The 21,513-nt window shown below is 64.2% G+C and carries 20 protein-coding genes; 8 read left to right on the forward strand and 12 right to left on the reverse strand.

Annotated features, from left to right (window positions below):
* The first annotated feature begins 90 nt into the window (after window positions 1-90).
* The 5 genes from ACP691_RS19565 to ACP691_RS19585 are packed head-to-tail and all read left to right on the forward strand — an operon-like array spanning window position 91 to window position 5,495.
* Window positions 91-1,128 carry an ABC transporter substrate-binding protein gene (locus ACP691_RS19565; RefSeq protein ID WP_426153381.1) on the forward strand — a complete coding sequence of 346 codons (1,038 nt, stop codon included), beginning with the start codon at window positions 91-93 and terminating at the stop codon, window positions 1,126-1,128.
* A gap of 22 nt (window positions 1,129-1,150) precedes the next feature.
* Complete coding sequence (locus tag ACP691_RS19570) at window positions 1,151-2,605, forward strand: sugar ABC transporter ATP-binding protein (protein ID WP_426153383.1); 1,455 nt, start codon at window positions 1,151-1,153, stop codon at window positions 2,603-2,605.
* The gene (locus ACP691_RS19575) at window positions 2,602-3,585 is read left to right on the forward strand and encodes an ABC transporter permease (RefSeq protein WP_426153385.1); all 984 of its coding nucleotides are present in this window, start codon (window positions 2,602-2,604) and stop codon (window positions 3,583-3,585) included. Before ACP691_RS19570 ends, ACP691_RS19575 begins: the two co-directional genes overlap by 4 nt.
* Window positions 3,582-4,553, forward strand: coding sequence for an ABC transporter permease (locus tag ACP691_RS19580; RefSeq protein ID WP_426153387.1), 972 nt, complete (start codon window positions 3,582-3,584; stop codon window positions 4,551-4,553). The genes ACP691_RS19575 and ACP691_RS19580 overlap by 4 nt, the downstream gene beginning before the upstream one ends.
* Window positions 4,554-4,577: 24 nt before the next feature.
* Complete coding sequence (locus ACP691_RS19585; RefSeq protein ID WP_426199761.1) at window positions 4,578-5,495, forward strand: SMP-30/gluconolactonase/LRE family protein; 918 nt, start codon at window positions 4,578-4,580, stop codon at window positions 5,493-5,495.
* 133 nt (window positions 5,496-5,628) lie between these two features.
* Here the strand turns inward: ACP691_RS19585 and ACP691_RS19590 are convergent, their stop codons facing one another.
* The 5 genes from ACP691_RS19590 to ACP691_RS19610 are packed head-to-tail and all read right to left on the reverse strand — an operon-like array spanning window position 5,629 to window position 11,686.
* Window positions 5,629-7,182, reverse strand: coding sequence for a UxaA family hydrolase (locus tag ACP691_RS19590; RefSeq protein WP_426153391.1), 1,554 nt, complete (start codon window positions 7,180-7,182; stop codon window positions 5,629-5,631).
* On the reverse strand, window positions 7,170-8,150 hold the full coding sequence (locus tag ACP691_RS19595; RefSeq protein ID WP_426153393.1) for an NAD(P)-dependent oxidoreductase: 981 nt from the start codon (window positions 8,148-8,150) through the stop codon (window positions 7,170-7,172). Before ACP691_RS19595 ends, ACP691_RS19590 begins: the two co-directional genes overlap by 13 nt.
* A complete protein-coding gene (locus ACP691_RS19600; protein WP_426153395.1) occupies window positions 8,147-9,394 on the reverse strand; it encodes an alpha-hydroxy acid oxidase in 1,248 nt (415 codons plus the stop codon). Before ACP691_RS19600 ends, ACP691_RS19595 begins: the two co-directional genes overlap by 4 nt.
* Before the next feature lie 11 nt (window positions 9,395-9,405).
* Window positions 9,406-10,701, reverse strand: a complete 1,296-nt coding sequence (locus ACP691_RS19605) for an MFS transporter (protein ID WP_426153397.1) — start codon at window positions 10,699-10,701, stop codon at window positions 9,406-9,408.
* A gap of 55 nt (window positions 10,702-10,756) precedes the next feature.
* A complete protein-coding gene (locus ACP691_RS19610; protein ID WP_426153399.1) occupies window positions 10,757-11,686 on the reverse strand; it encodes a dihydrodipicolinate synthase family protein in 930 nt (309 codons plus the stop codon).
* 198 nt (window positions 11,687-11,884) lie between these two features.
* On the opposite strand from ACP691_RS19610, the gene ACP691_RS19615 reads away from it, so the two are divergent.
* Complete coding sequence (locus tag ACP691_RS19615; RefSeq protein ID WP_426153401.1) at window positions 11,885-12,832, forward strand: LysR family transcriptional regulator; 948 nt, start codon at window positions 11,885-11,887, stop codon at window positions 12,830-12,832.
* Between the two features lie 102 nt (window positions 12,833-12,934).
* Here the strand turns inward: ACP691_RS19615 and fucP are convergent, their stop codons facing one another.
* The 7 genes from fucP to ACP691_RS19650 form a co-directional block, all read right to left on the reverse strand.
* Complete coding sequence (fucP, locus tag ACP691_RS19620) at window positions 12,935-14,182, reverse strand: L-fucose:H+ symporter permease (RefSeq protein ID WP_426153403.1); 1,248 nt, start codon at window positions 14,180-14,182, stop codon at window positions 12,935-12,937.
* A 65-nt stretch (window positions 14,183-14,247) separates the two neighbouring features.
* A complete protein-coding gene (locus ACP691_RS19625; RefSeq protein WP_426153405.1) occupies window positions 14,248-14,592 on the reverse strand; it encodes an L-rhamnose mutarotase in 345 nt (114 codons plus the stop codon).
* Window positions 14,589-15,365 (reverse strand): SDR family oxidoreductase, encoded by a 777-nt coding sequence (locus ACP691_RS19630; RefSeq protein ID WP_426153407.1) that lies wholly within the window; start codon window positions 15,363-15,365, stop codon window positions 14,589-14,591. Before ACP691_RS19630 ends, ACP691_RS19625 begins: the two co-directional genes overlap by 4 nt.
* Window positions 15,362-16,243 (reverse strand): amidohydrolase family protein, encoded by an 882-nt coding sequence (locus ACP691_RS19635; protein ID WP_426153409.1) that lies wholly within the window; start codon window positions 16,241-16,243, stop codon window positions 15,362-15,364. Before ACP691_RS19635 ends, ACP691_RS19630 begins: the two co-directional genes overlap by 4 nt.
* 48 nt (window positions 16,244-16,291) lie before the next feature.
* Window positions 16,292-17,569, reverse strand: a complete 1,278-nt coding sequence (locus ACP691_RS19640; protein WP_426153411.1) for an L-fuconate dehydratase — start codon at window positions 17,567-17,569, stop codon at window positions 16,292-16,294.
* Window positions 17,570-17,645: 76 nt separating this feature from the next.
* On the reverse strand, window positions 17,646-18,491 hold the full coding sequence (locus ACP691_RS19645; RefSeq protein ID WP_426153413.1) for an ureidoglycolate lyase: 846 nt from the start codon (window positions 18,489-18,491) through the stop codon (window positions 17,646-17,648).
* Between the two features lie 73 nt (window positions 18,492-18,564).
* Window positions 18,565-19,305 (reverse strand): SDR family oxidoreductase, encoded by a 741-nt coding sequence (locus ACP691_RS19650; protein ID WP_426153415.1) that lies wholly within the window; start codon window positions 19,303-19,305, stop codon window positions 18,565-18,567.
* Window positions 19,306-19,514: 209 nt separating this feature from the next.
* On the opposite strand from ACP691_RS19650, the gene ACP691_RS19655 reads away from it, so the two are divergent.
* Both ACP691_RS19655 and ACP691_RS19660 read left to right on the forward strand, forming a co-directional pair.
* Window positions 19,515-20,276, forward strand: coding sequence for a FadR/GntR family transcriptional regulator (locus ACP691_RS19655; RefSeq protein WP_426153417.1), 762 nt, complete (start codon window positions 19,515-19,517; stop codon window positions 20,274-20,276).
* 218 nt (window positions 20,277-20,494) lie between these two features.
* Window positions 20,495-21,505 (forward strand): zinc-binding alcohol dehydrogenase family protein, encoded by a 1,011-nt coding sequence (locus ACP691_RS19660; RefSeq protein WP_426153419.1) that lies wholly within the window; start codon window positions 20,495-20,497, stop codon window positions 21,503-21,505.
* Window positions 21,506-21,513: the final 8 nt, after the last annotated feature.

A 21,513-nucleotide genomic window follows, 5' to 3' on the forward strand; every position in this document is an offset into this window, starting at 1 on the left:
TCCGCGGCGCAGACTCGGCCCTGAACGTCATGAAGCCGACCGGCCATGGCTGGTCGTCACTTGCCTACAACAATAACAAGGGTCCTGCTGATGAAACGTCCTCCACTGCGGCACGTGCTGCTCTCCAGTGTCTTGCTGTTGTCCCCTTTCATGACCGCTCACGCGGATACGTCCGACAAGACCATCGCCCTGTCCAACAACTATGCTGGCAACTCGTGGCGGCAGAACATGCTTGCCAGCTGGAAGGAAACCACGGACAAAGCGGTCAAGGACGGGGTGGTCGCTTCCACGGATGCGCTGACCACCGGTGAGAACCAGGCGACCGAGCAGGCGGCGCAAATCCAGAACCTCATTCTGCAAGGCTACAACGCGATCGTGATAAACGCGGCCTCGCCCACGGCGCTCAATGGCACCGTAAGGCAGGCCTGCGACGCCGGCATCATCGTGGTGTCCTTCGACGGCATAGTGACCGAGCCCTGTGCCTACCGGATATCCATGGACTTCAAGCAAAGCGGCCTGGACCAAATGGAATACCTGGCCAAGCGCTTCCCCAATGGCGCCAACGTACTGGAAATCCGCGGTCTGGCCGGCGTCTCGGTGGACGAGCAGATTCACAGCGGCATCGTGGCAGGGGCGCAGAAATACCCGAATCTGAAGATTGTCGGTTCCGTGAACGGCAACTGGACCCAGACCGTGGCGCAGAAGGCCGTGGCCGGCATCCTGCCCAGCTTGCCCAAGGTGGACGCCGTGGTGACTCAGGGCGATGATGGCTATGGCGCCGCCCAGGCCTTCGCCAATGCCGGACGGCCGACGCCGACCATCATCTTCGGTAACCGTGAGGAGGAGCTGTCCTGGTGGAAGAAGCAGCGCGACGCCAACGGTTACCAGTCCTTCTCGATTTCCAGCGCGCCCAGCATCTCCAGCCTGGCCTTCTGGGTCGCCCAGCAACTGCTCGATGGCAAGCAACTGCCCCATGACCTGTTGTCTCCCGCGCTGAGCGTCACCCAGGAGCACTTGGACGATGCCCTCGAAGGACTGCCGAAGGGCGGCATCGTGAGCCAGGCCTACACCGTCGAGGATGTGGCCAGATTGCAGGCGCGCCCTGCGGCCGCGCTGACCGCCAAGTAAACGCCCACGCCAGGGAGAACGCATGAGCACGACCCCGCGATCGCTGGTGACCTTCAAGGGCATCAGCAAATCGTTCGGCGCGGTGCGCGCCTTGAACGCGGTTGACCTGAACTTCCATGCCGGTGAATGCCTGGGCCTGATCGGCCATAACGGCGCCGGTAAATCCACCCTGATGCAGGTGCTGGCCGGCACCCTGGCGGCTGATACGGGCACGATGCAGATCGAAGGCCGCGACCTTCGCGCCAGCTTCAATGTGCAGCTGGCGCGCGCCCATGGCATCCGTTGTGTGTTCCAGGAGCTGTCGCTGTGCCCCAACCTGAGCATTGCCGAGAATACCCGGCTGATGTCGCCCAACATCCGCGGGCTGGGCTGGCGGCGCGAAGCGCGGGCCCGGGTGCTGCACAGCCTGGATGAAATCTTCCCGGGGCATGGCATCGACCCTGACGAAACCGTGGCTGACCTGCCCATCGGCAAGCGCCAGATGGTGGAGATCGCCCGGGCCTTCGTACAAGTGGACGAGCCCCTGAACCTGGTTATCCTCGACGAGCCCACCTCGTCCCTCGATGCTCGCATGGCCGAGCAGCTGCTGCGGTTCGTGCGGCGCTTCGTGGCCAAGGGCGGGAGTATCGTCCTGATCAGCCATATCCTTGCCGAGATGCTGGGCACTTGCGATCGAATCGCCGTCATGCGTGACGGGGGCGTGGTGGAGATCCGCCCCGCCAGGCAGTTCGACCATGGCTCGCTGGTGGAATGCATGGGCAGCGCGACCAAGGCCGCCGCTGAGCGTCGCGCCTTCACCTCCAAGCGAGCCGCGGGCGCGCCGGTGATTTCCCAGCGCCCGTCACGCCAGGTCGACGGCCGTAGCGTGGACGCCCACGCCGGAGAGATCGTGGGCCTGGCCGGCCTGGCGGGGCACGGTCAGAGCCAGTGGCTGATCCAGGTGCTGCGCCGTTGCATCGCCCGTGGCCAGGGCGCGGCGCTGGTCGCCGGTGACCGGCAGACCGATGGCGTGTTCCCGCTGTGGTCTATCGCCGAGAACATCACTGTCAGCTCCCTGGGCCAGTTACGCCGGGGCGCGCTGATCGACCCCGGCGCCGAAGGGGCCATGGCCGAGCATTGGCGCCAGCGCATGGCGATTCGCACTCCTGACATGGGCAACCCGATTCTTTCGTTGTCCGGCGGCAACCAGCAAAAGGCATTGTTCGCCCGGGCCCTGGCTTCGGACAGCGCCGTGATCCTGATGGACGACCCCATGCGGGGCGTGGATGTGAACACCAAGCGCGAAGTGTATTCGATCATCGCCGAGGAGGCCGCCAAGGGGCGGACCTTCATCTGGTACACCACCGAACTGGAAGAGCTGGATCACTGTGACCACGTCTACGTGTTCCGGGACGGCCAGGCGGTAATGGACCTGCCACGCAACCAGCTCAGCGAGGAGCAGATACTGCGCTGCTCCTTCGAGGAACATCTCGTATGAATGCGTCCACCTCGCTTCCTCTGAAGGTCGCCGCCACACGGCCAAGGCGGTTCAAGGCCGCGCGCCTGCTGCGCAGCGCCCTGCCGGGCGTGTCCCTGGTGCTGCTGTTGATGATTATTGGCGTGATGCAGCCACGGGCCATGAGCTACATGGGCATGAACCTCATGCTCAACCTGGCGGTGCCTATCGCCCTGGCGACGGTCGCTCAGATGCTGATCATCACGGTAAACGACCTGGACCTGTCCTTGGGGAGCTTCATCAGTTTCGTGGCCTGTGTGAGCGCCACCCTGTTGACCGAGCATCCCTGGCTCGGCTGCCTGGCGCTGGCGGGCTGCATAGCGGTCTATGCGCTGCTTGGCGCGCTGATTCACCTGCGCAGGTTGCCATCCATCGTCGTTACCCTCGGCATGTCCTTCATCTGGATGGGCGGCGCTATCCTGCTGTTGCCTGCTCCCGGCGGCACCGCCCCGCAGTGGCTGCAAGCTATCGTGCGCTACAAGACGCCCTGGCTGCCGTTCGCGGTCTTCGTGTGTATCGCGCTGGCACTGGCCGTGCATCTGTTCCTGATGCGCTCTACCCTCGGCGTGGTGCTGCGCGGCGCTGGCGGCAATCCGCTGGCCGTGGCCAAGGCTGGAGGGTCGCTGCTACGGATCAAGGTCAGCCTCTATGCCCTCGCCGGTACCTTTGGCGTGCTGGCCGGGCTGTTCCTGGTGGGCTTGACCACCTCCGCGGATGCAAGCATCGCCCTGCGCTACACCTTGCTTTCCATTGCTGGCGTGATCCTGGGCGGGGGGGAGTTCGTCGGTGGCAGGGTCTCGCCCATAGGCGCGGTACTCGGGGCCTTGACCCTGGTACTGGCCGGTTCGCTGCTCTCCTTTCTGCACATTTCCCCGGACTGGCAGATCGGTGCTCAGGGCGGGATCCTGATCTTGGTATTGGCCTTGCGCGCGCTGGTCAATCGGCTGGAGGCCCGCTCATGAGACCGTCTCTGAAACCGTCCTTGTTCCTGCGCCTCAAGGACAAGCCATGGCTGTGGTCCTTTCTGGCTGCGATGCTGATCTGGCTCGCGACCGTGGGCTTCACCGGTGGCGTGGGCGGCGGCTCGCTGCTGTCCAGCGCCCTGAGCTTTTCCGCCTTCTTCGTGATCGTAGGCATCGGTCAGATGTTCGTGATCACGACGGGCCCTGGGAACATCGACCTGTCCATTCCAGCCAATATCGCCCTCAGCGGCGCGGTAGGCATGAAGCTGATGGACGAGCAGGCCGGCCTGATCTGGCTTGGCGTCGGTGGCGTGCTCTGCGTAGGCGTGCTGCTGGGCTGTGCCAACTATGGGTTGATCCGCTTGCTGCGGATACCGCCGATCATCGCCACCTTGTCGGCCAGTTTCCTGCTGCAATCGACGGCCATCGCCTATGGTCGCAGCGTGCGCATCCAGCCACCGGAGCTGTTCTACAACTTCTGCACCGGCAATGTGCTGGGGGTGCCTTACCTGGCCATAAGCGTCGTGCTGCTCGCCGTGGTCATGGGCTATGTGCTGACCCGCACCCGCTATGGCCGCTGGACCATCGCCATCGGGCAGAACGCCCGTGCCGCGGAACTGGCCGGGGGGCGCGTCGACCGTATCCGTTTTGCCACCTATGTACTGAGCGCGGTATTCGCCAGCCTGTGCGGCCTGTTGTTGGCCGGCTTCTCCGGTGGGGCCTCGCTGAGCATGGGTGAGGAATACCTGTTGGCGTCCATCGCCGTGGTGGTGATTGGCGGGACGTCCGTGGGCGGCGGCTTTTCCAATGTGCCCGGCATCTGGGGCGCCGCGTTGTTCCTTTATCTGCTGGTAAGCATGCTCAATACCTTCGGCGCCAGCGCCGGGGTACGGCTGATCCTTACCGGGTTGATCATCATCGCGGTGATTACCGCCGTCAGCGGGCGCTCGGCCGCCCGCGCCGCTTGAGTAGCAGCCATGTCAGTATCCGCCATGTCCATATCCGAACCCGTCTATGAAGTGCTCGACCCGCGCTTTCGCGCGCTTATCCTGCCCAACACCCAACTGGAGTGCCTGTACGACCAATGCCGCTGGGCCGAAGGGCCGGTATGGTTCAACGATGGTGGTTACCTGCTTTGGAGCGACATCCCCAACGAGCGCATTCTGCGCTGGACCCCGGAGCAAGGGGTTTCGGTGTACCGGCCACGGTCCAACTACGCCAACGGCAACACCCGGGACCTGCAAGGGCGGCTGATTACCTGTGAACATGGCACTCGGCGCGTGACCCGCACCGAGCCGGACGGTTCGATTACCGTGATCGCGGACCGGTATGAAGGCAAGCGCTTGAACTCGCCCAACGATGTAGTGGTTCACCCTGACGGGGCGGTGTGGTTCACCGACCCTACCTACGGAATCCTCAGCGATTACGAAGGCTACAAGGCCGAGCCCGAGCAAGCGGGGCGCAATGTGTACCGGGTCGACCCGGCTACGGGCGAGGTCCGCTGCGTGATCGGCGACTTCGTGCAGCCCAACGGGCTGGCCTTCAGTGCGGATGGGGCCACCCTTTATGTGGCCGATTCAGCGCGCTCCCATGATCCGGATGCGCCCCACCATATTCGGGCGTTCCGGGTGGAAGAGGGTGGCTGGCCAGGCGAGTCCCGGGTGTTCGCGCAGATAGAACCCGGGATTCCGGACGGCCTGCGGGTAGATGTCGAAGGCAATGTCTGGACCAGCGCTGGCGACGGTATCCAGTGTTTCGCGGCGGACGGCACCCTGCTGGGCAAGATCCTTCTGCCGCAGAAGGTGGCTAACCTGACCTTCGGCGGCCCTCGGCGCAACCGGCTGTTCATCGCCGCCAATACGTCCCTGTACATGATTCATGTGGCGGTGGCCGGCGCGCAGGTGCCGTAACGGGCTTAGCTGGCGGACTCAAGCTGCCCGTGTTTGCCTATGGGGCCCAATGTCCAACCGGGGAATGGCCCTCGAAGCCCGCGCCCATTCGGCAGCTGGCGCTGCCTCCCGCGGCGGGCCGAGCCTCCTGATATCAGGTGATGGCCCCGATCTGCCAGGGTACGAACTCGTTCTGGCCGTAGCCGTGCTGTTCGCTCTTGCTCCGCTCTCCAGAGGCGATGCGCAGCATCATCCGGAAAATATGCTCGCCACGCTCTTCGATGGTCATGCTGCCATCAGCGATGCCGCCGCAGTTGACGTCCATGTCGTCTTCCTGGGTTTCCCAAAGCCGGGTGTTGGTGGCCAGCTTGATCGAAGGCGAAGGCGCGCAGCCATAGGCCGAGCCGCGGCCGGTGGTGAACGCGATCAGGTTGGCCCCGCCTGCCACCTGGCCCGTGGCGGAAACGGGGTCGTAGCCTGGGGTATCCATGAAGACCAGGCCATGAGCATGCACAGGCTGGGCATACTCGTACACCTCCACCAGGTCTGTGGAACCGGCCTTGGCCACGGCCCCGAGAGACTTTTCCAGGATGGTGGTCAGGCCGCCGGCCTTGTTACCCGCCGAAGGGTTGTTGTTCAGCTCGGCCCCCATGCGCGCGCAGTAGCTTTCCCACCATTGAATGCGCTCGATCAGCTTTTGCCCTACGGCGTGGCTGACGGCACGTCGCGTGAGCAAGTGTTCGGCGCCGTACACCTCGGGGGTTTCGGAAAGAATCGCGGTGCCACCGGCGGCCACCAGACGGTCGACCGCGTTGCCTAGGGCCGGGTTGGCGGTGATTCCCGAGTAACCATCGGAGCCGCCGCACTGCAGGCCTACGATAAGGTGGCTGGCGCTGACCGGCTCGCGCTTTACCTGGTTGGCTTCGGCGAGCAGCGTCTTCACCTGGGCAATCCCGCTGGCAATGGTCTTGGTGGTGCCGCCGGTGCCCTGGATGGTGAACGTCCGCAATGAGTGGCTGCTGGCCAACCCTTGGGAGGCGAGTAGGTCGGGAATCTGATTGGTTTCGCAGCCAAGGCCGATCATCAGCACCGAGGCGAAATTGGGGTGCACCGCGTAGCCGCCCAGAGTGCGGCGCAACAGGGCCAGGGCTTCCCCACCGGCGTCCACCGCGCAGCCGACGCCATGGGTCAGGGCTACCACGCCGTCCACGTTCGGGTACGGAGCCAAGGCTTCGGGATGAATGTCGCGACGGAAGTAATCCGCGATCGCCCGCGCGACCGTGGCCGAACAATTCACCGAAGTGAGAATGCCGATGTAATTGCGGGTAGCCACTCGCCCATCAGGGCGCACGATGCCCATGAAGGTCGCTGCCTGAAGTGCGGGAGCGCCCTTGGCATCGACCCCGAAGGCATAGTCCCGGGAGAAGTCGCCCATGGCGAGGTTATGGGTATGCACATGCTGGCCCGCCTCGATGGGCCGGCTGGCGAAGCCGATGATCTGCCCATAACGGCGGACCGGCTGCCCTGCGGCGATGGATCTCGCGGCGACCTTGTGGCCCGAAGGAACCGCTTCGCGCACTTCGATGCCTTCGGCCAGTTTCAACCCCTCGATCAACGGCTGGCGCGCGATCAGCACGTCATCCAGTGGGTTGAGGCGTATCACGGCATGAGCGGCGCTTTCGCGGCCTGTCGTTGTTATGAGTTGCATGGGAGTACCTCGGTGGGCGCTTGCTGAAGGGAGGCCGGCAGGCCATTCAGGGCTTTGAATACATCGAACAGGCGGGGAACGTACGCATCGCCATGCCCTAGGTTAGTCGCCAGCAGATAGACCTGGCGTACCGCTTCGGCGATCGAGGCGGGTGACGATTGGGCCGCCGCGAGTTGCGCGTAGGCGCGCATGTCCTTGGCCGCGTTGCGGATGGCGAATTGTTGGCCGCTGTCGTCCCCTTCGAGCACGTAGGGGATGACCCGATCGAAGGTTTTGCTATGAGCGCCGCTGAGGCGGCAGACCTCGGCGAAGGCAGGCAGATCCAGACCGGCCTTGGCGGCGGTGCCGAACGCTTCGGCGATGATCGCGCCATTGGCCTGGGCAATGAAATTGTGAATCAGCTTGGCGCGATACCCGGCACCGTGAGTACCCAGGTGATGCACGCTTTCAGCATAGGCGGCCATCAGCGGGCGCACCTGTTGGAGTATCTGGGGATCGCCCCCCACCAGCACATTCAGGCGGCCTTCGCGGGCTTCCTTGGGGGTGCGGTTGACAGGCGCGTCGAGGAAAGCCGTGCCTTTGGCGGCGAACGCCTTGGCCAGCTCTTCGGCCAGTTCAGGGTCCGCCGTGGTGCTATCCATCACGACCAGGCCCGGGTGGGCGCCGTCCAAAAGCCCGTCAGGTCCGTAGACCAAGTCACGTACCTGCGCCGTCCCGGTGACGCAGAGCAGAACCACGTCGGTCGTTCGGGCAAGCTCGGCCGCGGTGGGCGCCTCGATCGCCCCCTGGCTCAGCAGCCTGTCGATGGCTGCGCGTCTACGGTGCGCCAAGGCCCACAAGCTGAAGCCCTGTTCCAGCACCCGGGCGGCAATGGCGCTGCCCATCAGGCCCAACCCTGCCATGCCGATACGTTGCACCGGCCGACTTGCCCCAAGCCCGTCGCTAGACGAGCCATTTGCATGGTTCATAGGAATCGCTCCTCGCATGGGTAACCCTGTTCACGCCGGTTTTGCTCTGCGCCCTTGAGGGTAGGAGAACGCGGCGCCCAGTGCAGATGGTGCCGGCCCAGCTCGGCGATGCTGGCGCAGCCCAGCAGGCCGATGACCCGGTCCACTTCGCTCATCAGTATGTCGATGGCTCTGTCAGCGCCGGCGCGACCGGCCGCTGCCAGCCCCCAGGTGGTGGCGCGGCCCACCAATACCGCGTCGGCGCCCAGGGCCATGGCCTTGACGATATCGCTGCCACGGCGAAACCCACCGTCGAGCATGACGGTCAGCCGACCCTTCACGGCATCGACCACTTCAGGCAGGACGTCCATCGCCGACACCGCACCGTCGAGCTGACGTCCGCCATGGTTGGACAGCACAATACCGTCCGCCCCCAAGGCCACCGCCTGAACGGCATCGTCGGGGTGCAGCAGCCCCTTGATGATGAGCCGTCGCGGCCAGCGCTCACGTAGCCAACGCAGTTCCTCCCACGACAGCGAGGGGTCCAGTTCCTTGGCCAGCGCCGAGGCGGCCCCGCTCACGCTGTCCTTGCCTGGCGGCAGCAGATCGCCGAGGTTGGCGAAGCGGGGCATGCCGTTGGGCCAGAGCACGTCGAGCATCCAGCGCGGGTGCGCCAATACATCCAGGGTGTTGCGCAGGTCGAGCTTGAGGGGCCGTGCATAGTTACGCAGGTCCCATTCCCGTTTTCCGTAGATGGCACTGTCGGTGGTCACCACCAGCGCCTCGACGCCCGCGCGCTCGGCTCGGTCGGCCAGCTTGGCGACGAAGGCCCGGGTGCGGTACATGTACACCTGCATCCAGACGCGCCCCCCGGCGGCTGCGATCAGCCGCTCCAGCGGGACCGTGGAGGCATTGCTCAGGATGAATGGAATGCCGGCCCGGGCCGCCGCGCTGGCCAGCGAAATGTCGCCCTCATGGGTGAGCAAGCCGCTGAAACCCGTCGGCCCGATCATGAAAGGCGCCGCGCTGCGCCGGCCGAACAGCTCGACGCTGATGTCTCGTCGCGACACGTCGACAAGAGTCCGGGGCTTGAAGGCAATCTCCGAGAACACTTCCCGGTTGCGTCGCAATGTCGCTTCTTCCTCGGCACCCCCTTCAATGTACTCGAAGCAGAAGTTCGGAAGGCGCCGGGCGGCCATCGCGCGCAGCTCTTCAATGCTGTGCGCGCGGCCGGGATTGCGGCCTGTATAAAGACGACGTCGCACGTTGGCACCCCCTAGACCGGCAGCTTCTTTTGATAGTCGATGATCGAAACCGCGACCATCTGGAACACCGCGACGCCTACGAAGAACATGAGGGCCAGGAAATACGACCCTGTGCGCTGCACGATGTAGCCGATGAAGATCGGCACGAAAATACCGGCCAGGTTGCCGACGAAGTTCATGATGCCGCTCAGGGCACCGGTGCGGGCGCGGGTTGCCAGCATCGCTGGCGTAGCCCAGTTGCAGCCTCCGCACCAGCGAAGGAAAAACAAGGCTACGCACAGCAGCGCGACCACTACCAGGGGCGTGCGCACATAGGCCACCCCCAGCATCGACAGCGCAACCGCGCCCGCGCCTATCATCACCATCGCCCGGTAGACCCGATTGGCACCGGCCCCGGCGGCCTTCCAGCGGTCCGCCAGCTGCCCGGCGATGACTTCACCGACGAAACCGAAAAAGAAGATCAGGAAGGTAGCCCCGCCGAGGGACTTGAGATCGAAGCCGTGGACGTTGAACAGGTAGGTCGGCAGCCAGGTCATCAACCCGAAGAAGATCAGGTTGGTGCAGGTATGGCTGGCACACATGCCCCAGACGGAGCGGAATGAGAAGAAACGCAGCAGCGATACCCCGGCCGCTACCTTGGGTTCCCGGGCGTCTTCCTCGGCATGGGCCTGTTCCAGGTAGGCGATTTCCGCGGCATTGATCGACGGATGCTCCCGGGGAGTATTGCGGATGTACCACCACGCCCAGATACCACAGAGGATGGTGCCCACGCCCGCCACAACGAAGGCGGCCCGCCACGACCCCAGCCAGGCCATGAGCGAGGCGACCACCACCGCCCCGATGCCGGAGCCAAGGGCGCTGCCGGCATCCACCAGAGACGCCCCACGGGTCTTCTCGTTCTGGGTGAGCCAGAGTGCGTTCAGCTTGCCCCCGACGGGGTAGATGGGCGCTTCGGCCATGCCCAGGCCCATGCGGGTCAGCATCAAGCTAAGCCAGCCGGTGCAGGCCGCGCCCAGCGCCTGGAACGCCCCCCAGGTGATGGTAGCGGCCGCTATCAGGGTGCGTGGTTGCAGGCGGTCGGCGAGCATTCCGGAAGGTACCTGCATGAACAGGTAGGTCCAGAAGAATGAGCTTAGGATCAAGCCCTGGGTTTCCGGAGTCAGGGAAAACTCCTGGGAGATTGCCGGCATGGCCACGGACAGCGCCGCGCGGTCGATATAGTTGATGGATACGAGCAACAGCAACAGAAGAAAGATCTTCCATCGCACGGTGGTCTTCTTGTTGTTCAACTGGCGGGGCATGTCCATGCCGAGTCTCCTGTTATTTTTATAGGATCGGACGGGTGATAGGTTTTGGGTCGGCCTAGCGCCCCCAGCGCAGAACCAAGGGGTCAAGGCGGCTGGCGATTTCCAGGAGTCCTTCCCGGGTCTGTGGATGAATGGGGGCCATAGGATGACGCACAGCGTCGGAGCGAATCACGCCCCCTTCCTTCATCAGGATCTTGCACGCCGCGATTCCGCATTGCCGGTTCTCATAATTGATCAGCGGCAACCACTGCTGGTACAGCTCGGCCGCGCGAAGGCGGTCACCGCCGCGGTAAGCCTGGATGATCCTGCCAATGCCATCGGGATACGCCCCTCCCGTCATCGCGCCCGTGGCGCCGGCATCCAGGTCGGCCAGCAGGGTGATTGCCTCCTCACCATCCCAAGGCCCCACCACATGGTCGCCACCCAGCCCAATGAGCTCCCGCAACTTGGCGGCCGCCTGGGGGGTTTCGATCTTGAAGTAGGAAACATTTTCAACCTCTCGCGCCATGCGTGCGAGAAAAGCCGCGGACAGGGGCGTGCCGGCAACCGGGGCATCCTGAATCATGATCGGAATGTCGATAGCGCTCGACACCTGATCGAAGAACTCATGAATGCCTTGCTCTGAAACTCGGATGGTCGCCCCATGGTAGGGCGGCATCACCATTACCATGGCCGCGCCCGCATCCTGTGCGGCCCGGCTACGCTGGGCGCAAACCTGGCTGCTGAAATGGGTGGTGGTAACGATCACCGGCACGCGTCCGGCCGCCTGAGCCAGTACGGCCTCCATCAGGGTGTCTCGTTCATGGTCGGCCAGGGCGAATTGCTCCGAGAAGTTGGCCAGGATGCAAAGGCCGTCGGAGCCTGCGTCGATCATGAAGTCGACACAGCGTTTTTGACCGTCGAGGTCTATTCGGCCGTCGGCGTGGAAAATCGTAGGGACGACGGGAAACACACCGCTATAGCGGTTCTTGTTGTGATCACTCATAAGGTGCTTGCTCATGACTGCGGAAGGAGGGTCCACCCTTGCGGCCGGGCGGGTGCTCTCGAAGCCCCGGCGCCGGGAATGCAAGGCTGGCGGTTCGGGGAGGTCCGGGCCGGCGGCTTCTGGGTTGACTATACCCAGGCATTTTCCGGCCTGTATATTGAGTCCTTTCCATCCCCTGATGAGTTTTACGACTCACCCATGAATACCCTCAACCTGCTACTGGCCCGGTTGCGCCTCAAGCAGCTGCAACTGGTGACAGCGCTCGACCAGCACAAGTCGTTGCACAAGGCGGCAGCCGTGCTGTCCATTACGCAGTCCGCGGCCAGCAAGGCGTTGCACGAGCTGGAAGTGATGTTCGAGGCACCGCTGTTCGAGCGTTCAGCCAGCGGGATGCTTCCAAACGCCTGTGGCCGTCGAGTGATCGAGTATGCTCGCCTGCTCACCACCGACCTTGCCCTGCTGTGTGACGACATGGCGGACATCCAGGCAGGCCGCACTGGCCGACTGGCCATCGGCACCATCATGGGCGCGATTCCCACCTATGTCATACCGGCCCTGGATGCCCTTCACGCGCAGATGCCGGCGGTGACCGTGGAGATCGTCGAAGACACCAGCGCCCGTATGTTGGAGCAGCTGGATGACGGCCGCCTGGACCTTGTCATCGGCCGCTCCGCCGTCAGCGCCCACCCGGATCGGTACCGCTACCTGAAGCTGGCCGACGAGCCGCTCTCGGTGGTGGCCGGGTACGACCATCCAACCAGGGGGCAGGGCGAACTGAGCATCCGCGACCTTGCGCAGTGTCGCTGGGTAACCTACCCCAGCAAGATGCCCTTGCGTGACCTGCTCGAGCGTGAGCTTGACCTGGCAGGCATCGACAAGCCTGTTGACACGGTGTCCACCGCTTCGACTTTCGTGACGGTTACGCTGCTCAATCAGGGTCGCGACCTGGTGTCCTTGCTGCCCACCGATATCGCCCAGCTGTTCGAGCGGCACAAGATGCTGCGCATCCTGCCCGTGGCGTTGCGCTCGCCCTCGCAGCCCTTCGGTATCGTGACCCGGCGCAGCAGTGTGTTGTCCCCGGCGGCGGAACGGTTGATCGAGTTGCTGCGCCAGCCGCGCAAGGCGGAAGCGACAGCCATCGGATGAGCGCAGCTGTTTTCAGGCCCGCTCCCCAGCTCGCGCTGGGTCCCACCGGGTCCGGCTCAGCCGGTAGGAGGCAGCGCCAGCTGCCGAATAAGGCCTCCCAGCTCAAACAGTGCGGGAATCCACGCCCAGCGCAGCCGCGCCGCTACGCCCATACAGCGCCACAATGACGAAGCAGCCCATGGGTAGCAGGTAGGCCAGGGCCGTGGAAGCGTGATCGGCCACCAGCCCCATGAAATACGGCATCAAGGCGCCGCCCACGATGGCCATGATCAGGAAGGAGCTGCCCCGCTTGGTATGGGCGCCCAGATCCTTGACGCCCATGGCGAAGATGGTCGGGAACATGATGGACATGAAGAAGAAAATGGCGACCAAGGCCACCACCGAAACGCTTTCCACCCCGCTGACCACCACAGCGCAAAGTGCCACGTTGATCCAGGCGTACACCATCAGTAGGCGTTGCGCTGGCACCCGGCCCATCAGCCAGGTGCTGAAGAAACGCCCGCACATGAAGCAGATCATCGCCACCGACAGCAGGTAGGCGGCGGTCTGGCTGCTCATGTTGGCCCAGTGTTCGGTCACGTAGTTGATAAAGAAGGCCCCCACGCCCACCTGCGCGGCCACGTAGAAGAACTGCGCGACCACGCCCATCACGAAGGTCCGGTGTTGCCATAGCCCCTTCCCTGAACTGGCCTGTGCCTGGGCGGTGTGCTCGCGTACATCGGGCATGGGCGTGCGAGCGAACATGGCGGCCACCAGCAACACGATGACCGCGATCACCACGTAGGTGGTTTGCAGGGAACTGCTGTCACCGCTGCCGTTGGCCCCACCGAAAAACAGCATGCCCCCCAGCAGAGGCCCGATGAACTGGCCCAGGCCGTTGAACGACTGCGCCAGGTTGAGCCGTCGCTCGGCGCCGCCGGGTTCGCCCAGCACCGTGGCGTAGGGGTTGGCCGCAGTTTCCAGGCAACCCAGGCCCAGGGCGATCACGAAGAGCGCGAACAGAAAGAATGGGAAGCTGGCGGCATTGGCCGCGGGCATGAACAGGAGCGCGCCGCCCGCGTACAGGCACAGCCCCAGCAGGATGCCCGCCTTGTAGCCAAAGCGGTCCATCAGTAAGCCGGCGGGCAAGGCGATGATGAAATAGGCGCCGAAGTAGGCCGCCTGCAGCAAGCCGGACTGCGCCTTGCTCACATGCAGGGTTTCCTGGAAGTGCTTGTTCAGTACATCCAGCAGGCCGTAGGACAGGCCCCATAGGAAGAACAGGCTGGTCACCAGCATCAGCGCCAGGCGCACCGAGGGTTCGGCCCGGGTATAGGCATGGGTTTCGATCTTGCCCAGTTTGGTGGACATAACGCTCTCCTCTTGTTTTTGTAGGTGTGAAGCGTGTCAGCGCCGAAAGCGGTGGAGCAGGGCATTCACGGCGGCTGGGCGGCCAGGCTGAAGATCAGCGTCATGGGCTCCCATTTGTTGCCTGGGGTGGTCCAGGGGGTAGGTGCCTGGAAGCGCCACATCAGGGTTTCCCAGGCTTGCACGTCAGGGTTGTCCAGCGCTGCCTGGGCCATGGCTTCGGCGCTGAAACCGGGGGCAGTGTCCATGACCATGAACAAGCGCGTGCCCAGCCGCCAGATCTGCATGTCCAGCACGCCCGCCTCACGCAGGTGAGCGCTGATGGACGGCCAGATACGCTCATGCAGGCGCTGGTATTCGGCGATCGCGGCGGCATCGTCGACCAGGTCCAGCGCCAGGCATTGGCGTCTCATGTCAATGCCCGGTCGAGGTGGGTGTAGCCACCATCGACCACCAGCCATTGGCCCGTGGTATGGGACGCACGCGGGGACAGCAGAAATAGCACGCTGTCGGCGATTTCCTCGGGGGTGGTCATGCGCCGGCCCAGTGGAATCTTCGCCACTATCCGGGCCAGGCGCGCCTCGGGGTCTTCGAAACTGGCGATCCAGCGCTCGTACAAGGGTGTCATCACTTCCGCCGGAATCACCGCGTTGACGCGTACCCCGTCCTCCAGCAACGAAGCCGCCCATTCACGGGTCAGAGACAGTTGCGCGCCCTTGGAGGCGGTATAGCCGCTGGTGCCGCCCTGGCCAGTGAGGGCGGTCTTGGAACCGATGTTCACGATCGCGCCCTTGCTGGCCTTGAGTGCGTCCACGCACAGATGGGCCATCAAGTAATAGTGAACAAGGTTCTTTTCCAGCGACTCGATGAAGGCCGCGCGCCCCGCCTCCAGGCCAACGTTGTCGTTTACGCCGGCGTTGTTCACCAGCCCGTCGATCCGGCCCAGGCGCTCCAGCACCTGGGCCACGGCCGCGGCGCACTGGGCCTCGTCGCGCAGCTCGACCTGCACGAACAGGGTTTGTGGCTGGCGGCGGTCCAGCTCCGCGCCTAGCGCGGCTGGCAGCGGCTGGTTGGCGAAAATCACCGGAATGGCCCCTTCCTCGGCCAACCCCAGTGAAATCGCCGCGCCAATGCCTGAGCCACCGCCAGTGACGATCACGACTTTGTCTTTGAGATGCAGGTTCACGGGCGGTACCCCTCCAGGCCATAGATACGAAGTGCGTTGCCACCGGCCAATGCCTCTCGCTCACTGAGAGACAGGGCATGGATAGCCGTGCTGAACAGCTGGTGAACGTCTTGGTAGCCGCCGGCCAGCTGGCATACCGGCCAGTCAGAGCCGAACATCAGCCGTTGCGGGCCGAACAGCTCCAGGGCGAGGTGGAAGTAAGGCAACAGCTGTTCCGGTCGCCACTGCTGCCAATCGGCTTCGGTAATCAACCCCGACAGCTTGCAGCTCACATGGGGCAGGGCGGCCAATGGCGCAATCCGATCCGCCCAGGCCTCGGGACTCTGTCGCCCGACGGCGGGCTTGCCGAAATGGTCGAGGATCAGGTGGTGGCGATCATGGCGCCGGCAAAAGTCGGCGGCTGCCGTCAGGTCCTGCTCCCGAACCAGCAGGTCATAAGTCAGGCCCCGGCCCTGCAGCGTATGGATACCCTGTTCGAAAGCCGGGTCGCCCATCAAGCGCGTGGGCGAGGGCTCGTCCTGGATCAAGTGGCGCAGGCCAACGAATGACGGGTGCTCACACCACTGCTCGAGCTGGGCTTCGAAACCGTCGCCGCGCAGGTCACCCCAGCCGACCACGCCAGCGATCCAGCGGTTGTCTTGGGCCAGCGCCAGCAAAGCATCGGTTTCAGTCGTTCGCTGGCGCGCCTGCACTGCGATGCTGGCGTCGATGCCGTGTGCCTCCAGCAGGGGCTTGAGGTCCGCGGGTTGGAAGTCGCGGCGCAGGGGCGCGTGGCGCTCGTCGATCCAGGGGTAGTGCGCGGCCTGGTAATGCCAGAAGTGCTGATGGGCGTCCACGCGCAAGCTGGACGCCGGCTCCCCTGAGGCTTGGGACGACATTGTTGTTTTACTCCGTCCTTCGGTGAGTGGGCATTGGCGCGCTCTGGGTCAGCCCCGGAACGCGAACCGCTGTCTGGACAGGTCTTTCATCTGGATGGAAAAGCCCGGCGCCCTCGGCGGCATATAGGCAGCCCCCTTGATCACGCAGGGCTCTTCGAAATGCTCGTGAAGGTGGTCCACATACTCCACCACCCGGCCTTCGTGAGTGCCAGCGATGCACAGGTAGTCGATCATCGACAGGTGCTGCACGTACTCGCACAGCCCGACGCCGCCGGCGTGTGGGCATACGGGCAAGCCATGCTTGGCGGCCATGAGCATCACTGCCAATACCTCGTTGACACCCCCCAGGCGGCAGGCGTCGATCTGCACCACGTCGATGGCTTCGCGCATGATGAACTGCTTGAACAGGATGCGGTTCTGGCACATCTCGCCGGTAGCCACCTTGACCGGAGCAATGCCCTGGCGGATGCGCCTGTGCCCTTCGACGTCATCGGGGCTGGTGGGCTCTTCGATGAACCAGGGGTGGGCGAATGACAACTCCCTGACCCAGTCGATGGCGGCGTCCACGTCCCATACCTGGTTCGCGTCGATCATCAGCTGTCGGTCGGGGCCCAATACCTCCCGGGCGATACGCACCCGGCGGATATCGTCCTGCAGGTCGCGGCCCACCTTGAGCTTGATGTGGGAGAAGCCGGCGTCTACCGCGTCCTGGCACAGGCGACGCAGTTTGTCGTCCGGGTAGCCGAGCCACCCGGCCGAGGTGGTGTAGCAGGGATAGCCTTCGGCTTCGAGGGCCGCCAGGCGCTCGGCCTTGCCCTTGGCCCGTTCGCTGAGCAAGGTCAGCGCTTGCGCGGGGGTGATGCAGTCGGTGATGTAGCGGAAATCGATGCAACGCACCAGCGCCTCGGGCGTCATGTCGGCCACCAGTTTCCACACGGGCTTGCCTTCGGACTTGGCCCACAAATCCCAGGTGGCATTGACCACCGCGCCCGTGGCCAAGTGAATGGCCCCCTTGTCGGGGCCGATCCAGCGCAATTGGCTATCGCTGGTGACATGACGCCAGAAGCGGCCCATGTCCTCGGCGATCCACTCGAGCTTCAGGCCCACCATGACGCCGGCCAAAGCCTTGATGGCCGCGCAGCAGATTTCATTGCCGCGGCCGATGGTGAAGGTCAGGCCATGGCCCTGCAGGCCAGGCTGGTCGGTTTCCAGGATGACATAGGCCGCCGAATAGTCGGGGTCCGGGTTCATGGCATCAGAGCCGTCGAGCGACTGCGAGGTAGGGAAGCGAATGTCTTCGACGCGCAGGGCGGTAATGGTGGTCATGGCGGTTCCCGTTGATCTTGTCGGTCTTGTGATCGGAACGAACCGGCCGGCCGCTGGCGCGGCGGGCCGTTGCGGGTCAGGCATCGACCGTCAGTTGCTCCTGCTCGCCCAGGCCCTCGATGCCCAGGCGCATGCGCTGTCCGGCGCGCAGGAATACAGGCTCGGGCTTGCAGCCCAGGCCGACCCCGGGCGGGGTGCCGGTGGAAATGACGTCGCCCGGCTGCAAGCTCATGAACTGGCTCAGGTAGCTCACCAGCTTGGGAATCTGGAAGATCATGGTGCGGGTATTGCCGTTCTGGTAGCGCTTGCCATCGACTTCCAGCCATAGGTCGAGCTGATGCGGGTCAGGCACCTCGTCGCGGGTGACCAGCCATGGGCCCATGGGGCCGAAGGTATCGCAGCCCTTGCCTTTGTCCCAGGTGCCACCGCGCTCGATCTGAAATTCGCGCTCGGACACATCGTTGATCACGCAGTAGCCGGCTACGTGGTCCAGTGCGTCAGCTTCCTCGATATAACGCCCGCCCGTGCCGATGATCACCCCCAGTTCCACTTCCCAGTCGGTTTTCCGAGAATTGCGCGGGATTTCCACATTGTCGTTAGGGCCTACGATGGCGCTGGTCCACTTGTTGAAGATGATGGGCTCGGCAGGAATCTGAGCACCGGTCTCGGCCGCGTGGTCCGCGTAGTTCAGGCCGATGCAGATGAATTTGCCCACCTGGCCCACGCAGGGGCCCAGCCGTGGGTTGCCTGTCACCAGCGGCAGGCTGGCAGGGTCCAGGGCCTTGAGCCTGGCGAGGCTGTCCGCGCTCAGAAAGCGCCCGGACACATCGTCGATGAACTCGGAGAGGTCGCGGATGCCTCCGGCGGGGTCCAGCAGGGCGGGGCGCTCGTGGCCGGGTTCACCGTAACGCAGCAGTTTCATGTTTGCTCCTTGGTCGAAGTAAGGGGGGGCGGCACTCGGGCGCCATGCAGCGCCGTTGCGCCCGCTCGAGGCGTCAGTTGCTCCAGCCACCGTCGATCACTTGTGCAGTGCCCGTGGTAAAGCCACTGTGGGGGGAACCCAGGTACACCGCCAGGCGGGCGATTTCTTCCGGGGTGCCGAGGCGACCCATGGGCTGGCGTGCCTCGAAGGCAGCGTAAACCTCCGCTTCGCTGCGCTGCTCACGGGCTGCCTGCTCCGCTACGCGCTGGCGCAGGGAAGGCGATTCCACCGTCCCGGGACATATGCAGTTGCAGCGGATGTTCTGGCCCACGAAGTCCGCGGCCACCGAGCGAGTGATACCGATGACCGCGGCCTTGCTCGCGCAATAGGCGAAGCGGTTGGGCACGCCCTTGATAGCCGACGCCACCGAGGACATGTTGATGATCGAGCCGCCGCCATTGGCCAGCATGCCAGGCAAAAAGGCCTGGATCATCTTGTACATGGCGGTGACGTTCAGCTCGAAGGCGAAGTGCCAGTCCTTGTCGGAACACTCCAGCACGGTTCCGCTGTGCACGACACCGGCGCAGTTGAACAGCACGTCGAGGGGGCCGATCTCCGTGGCCAGGCGCTGGATCGCCGCGTGGTCGGTTACATCCAGCACATAGGTGCGTGCCCCTTCGAGGGCCGCCAGCGCGTCACCGTTGATATCGACGGCGATGACGTCGGCACCGGCTTCGAGAAACGCCGCTACGCTGGCGCGCCCGATGCCTTGGGCTGCTGCGGTAATGAGCACGCGCTTACCGTTGAGGTCCATTTGCGATTCCTTGTTCTTATCAGCGATGCCCGAAAATCAATGACCTGGCAGAGCACGGCAAACAGGGGGCTCGGTCGATTTGCTATGATCCGGGCACCGCTAACCGATCCAATGGTCAGGCCATTGGACCTTATGTGTAGCATCAGGTTGTTCGCGCCACAAGGTAATCGCGTTAGCCCAAATGCAGAATTCAGCCGAGTCGACGCTAGATGCCTATCCAAGCAATTGAAAACCCAAGGCTTTACCGCCAGATCGCCGACCAGCTGCGAGCATTGATCAACAGCGGTGAATACCCGCCGGGTAGCCGCCTGCCGGCGGAGCGAGAACTGGCCAAGCTGCTTGGCGTCAGCCGGGCCTCGGTGCGCGAGGCAATGATCGCGCTGGAAGTGATCGGGCTGGTGGAGGTTCGGGTGGGCAATGGCGTGCTGGTGTGCGAGCCGCCTGTGCAGCGTCTGTCCGACGAACCGGTGATGACCCAGGCCACCCGGGACCAATGGAGCGACCTGGACCCGGAACTCGGTATCGAAGTGGACTTCAATGCCGAGATTCCTCCTTTTTCGCTGCTCCAGGCCCGACGCCTGGTCGAGCCCGAGGCCGCGGCCCTGGCGGCGGCCAATGCCAGCGAGCAAGAGCTGCTTGGTATCGGCGAGGCGTTCGAGCGCAACAGACGGGACAATCAGGAGGGCTCGCATACCCATCCCGGCGATCGGCTGTTCCATATCCGTATCGCGCAAGCCTGCGGCAATCCGGCCTACGCGCTGATGATCCAGCACCTATTGGGGCATCGCTACGGCAGCATGTTCCAGCGGCTGCAAGCCCACTACACCAGCCAGGACATGCCCTTGCGCTCCGAGCACGAACACCGGCAGGTACTCGAAGCCTTGCTCCGTCGGGACGCAAAGGGCGCGCGCGAGGCCATGGCGGCGCACCTGGACGAGGTGATCCGCATCTTCAGCCGGGGCACGCTGTAACCGCGCTTCGCCCCGAAGCCTGGCCGTGCCGATGCCTGGTCAGGCCAATTCGGTAAATGTAAAATTGGTCTTGCCAATAAGCGGGTGGCTGTGTAGCTTTTCGGCCAAGCGCGCGACTGCCGTCTGCGCGCGATCTCTTACAACAACAAAGCGCCAGCACCGGTTGCGAGTGGGGTAACGCCCGACGCGTACCAGCGTACCTGGCCCGGAGGAACGCCATGCTCACCGTTGTCTGCGAGAAACCCGGTAGCCTGCTCGCCCAAGACCGGCCTCGGCCCGAGCGGGCCCCAGGGGAAACCCTGGTGCGGATCAAGCGTGTCGGCGTGTGCGGTACCGACCTGCATATCTACAATGGCAACCAACCCTTTCTCGACTACCCCCGGGTGATGGGCCACGAGTTCTCCGGCATCGTCGAGCAAAGCGAGGAGGGCAGCGGGCTGGAGCCGGGCGACATCGTCTACGTGATGCCATACCTCTCCTGTGGGGATTGCATCGCCTGCCGCCAAGGCAAGACCAACTGCTGCGTGCGCATCCAGGTGCTGGGCGTGCACCGCGACGGCGCCTTCACCGAATACCTGAGCCTGCCCCACGCCTTCGTGCTCAAGGCCGAGGGGGTTACCCTGGACCAGGCCGCGATGATCGAATTTCTCGCCATCGGCGCGCACGCGGTGCGCCGCTCGGACATCCAGGCCGGGCAGCGCGCCCTGGTGGTGGGCACCGGCCCCATCGGCATGGCGGTGGCGATCTTCTCGCGGCTGCGCGGGGCGAAGGTCACTGTGCTGGATACCCGTGAAGATCGACTGCGCTTCTGTACCCAGCACCTGCAGGTGGACAGTGCCGTGCTGATCGGTGGCGACGACAAGGCACAGCTGGAGCGGATCACCGAGGGCGAGTTCTTCGACCTGGTCTTCGACGCCACCGGCAATGCCAGCGCCATGGAGCGTGGCTTCGAATTCATCGCCCACGGCGGCAAATACGTGTTGGTGTCCATCGTTCGTGGCAGTATCAGTTTCTCCGATCCGGAATTCCACAAGCGTGAGGCCACGCTGCTGGGCAGCCGCAACGCCACTGTGGAAGACTTTCGTTATGTGGAGCGCTGCTTGCGCGAAGGCTTGATTCCAGACGCCGCGCTCAATACCCATCGCATGGCCCTGAGCGAAGTGCCCAGCCGCTTCACCACGCTGCTGGACCCTGCCCAGGGCGTGGTCAAAGCCATCGTCGAATGCTGAGGGGTGAG

This window comes from Pseudomonas sp. DC3200b2, assembly GCF_049895785.1.
Classification (GTDB): Bacteria; Pseudomonadota; Gammaproteobacteria; order Pseudomonadales; family Pseudomonadaceae; genus Aquipseudomonas; species Aquipseudomonas massiliensis.

What these genes read in the sequence shown, in the direction of transcription:
- ACP691_RS19565 (WP_426153381.1), top strand. Translation starts at nt 91, where the DNA reads ATGAAACGTCCTCCACTGCGGCACGTGCTGCTCTCCAGTGTCTTGCTG.
- ACP691_RS19570 (WP_426153383.1), top strand. Translation starts at nt 1,151, where the DNA reads ATGAGCACGACCCCGCGATCGCTGGTGACCTTCAAGGGCATCAGCAAA.
- ACP691_RS19575 (WP_426153385.1), top strand. Translation starts at nt 2,602, where the DNA reads ATGAATGCGTCCACCTCGCTTCCTCTGAAGGTCGCCGCCACACGGCCA.
- ACP691_RS19580 (WP_426153387.1), top strand. Translation starts at nt 3,582, where the DNA reads ATGAGACCGTCTCTGAAACCGTCCTTGTTCCTGCGCCTCAAGGACAAG.
- ACP691_RS19585 (WP_426199761.1), top strand. Translation starts at nt 4,578, where the DNA reads ATGTCCATATCCGAACCCGTCTATGAAGTGCTCGACCCGCGCTTTCGC.
- ACP691_RS19590 (WP_426153391.1), bottom strand. Translation starts at nt 7,182, where the DNA reads ATGCAACTCATAACAACGACAGGCCGCGAAAGCGCCGCTCATGCCGTG.
- ACP691_RS19595 (WP_426153393.1), bottom strand. Translation starts at nt 8,150, where the DNA reads ATGAACCATGCAAATGGCTCGTCTAGCGACGGGCTTGGGGCAAGTCGG.
- ACP691_RS19605 (WP_426153397.1), bottom strand. Translation starts at nt 10,701, where the DNA reads ATGGACATGCCCCGCCAGTTGAACAACAAGAAGACCACCGTGCGATGG.
- ACP691_RS19610 (WP_426153399.1), bottom strand. Translation starts at nt 11,686, where the DNA reads ATGAGTGATCACAACAAGAACCGCTATAGCGGTGTGTTTCCCGTCGTC.
- ACP691_RS19615 (WP_426153401.1), top strand. Translation starts at nt 11,885, where the DNA reads ATGAATACCCTCAACCTGCTACTGGCCCGGTTGCGCCTCAAGCAGCTG.
- fucP (WP_426153403.1), bottom strand. Translation starts at nt 14,182, where the DNA reads ATGTCCACCAAACTGGGCAAGATCGAAACCCATGCCTATACCCGGGCC.
- ACP691_RS19625 (WP_426153405.1), bottom strand. Translation starts at nt 14,592, where the DNA reads ATGAGACGCCAATGCCTGGCGCTGGACCTGGTCGACGATGCCGCCGCG.
- ACP691_RS19635 (WP_426153409.1), bottom strand. Translation starts at nt 16,243, where the DNA reads ATGTCGTCCCAAGCCTCAGGGGAGCCGGCGTCCAGCTTGCGCGTGGAC.
- ACP691_RS19640 (WP_426153411.1), bottom strand. Translation starts at nt 17,569, where the DNA reads ATGACCACCATTACCGCCCTGCGCGTCGAAGACATTCGCTTCCCTACC.
- ACP691_RS19645 (WP_426153413.1), bottom strand. Translation starts at nt 18,491, where the DNA reads ATGAAACTGCTGCGTTACGGTGAACCCGGCCACGAGCGCCCCGCCCTG.
- ACP691_RS19650 (WP_426153415.1), bottom strand. Translation starts at nt 19,305, where the DNA reads ATGGACCTCAACGGTAAGCGCGTGCTCATTACCGCAGCAGCCCAAGGC.
- ACP691_RS19655 (WP_426153417.1), top strand. Translation starts at nt 19,515, where the DNA reads ATGCCTATCCAAGCAATTGAAAACCCAAGGCTTTACCGCCAGATCGCC.
- ACP691_RS19660 (WP_426153419.1), top strand. Translation starts at nt 20,495, where the DNA reads ATGCTCACCGTTGTCTGCGAGAAACCCGGTAGCCTGCTCGCCCAAGAC.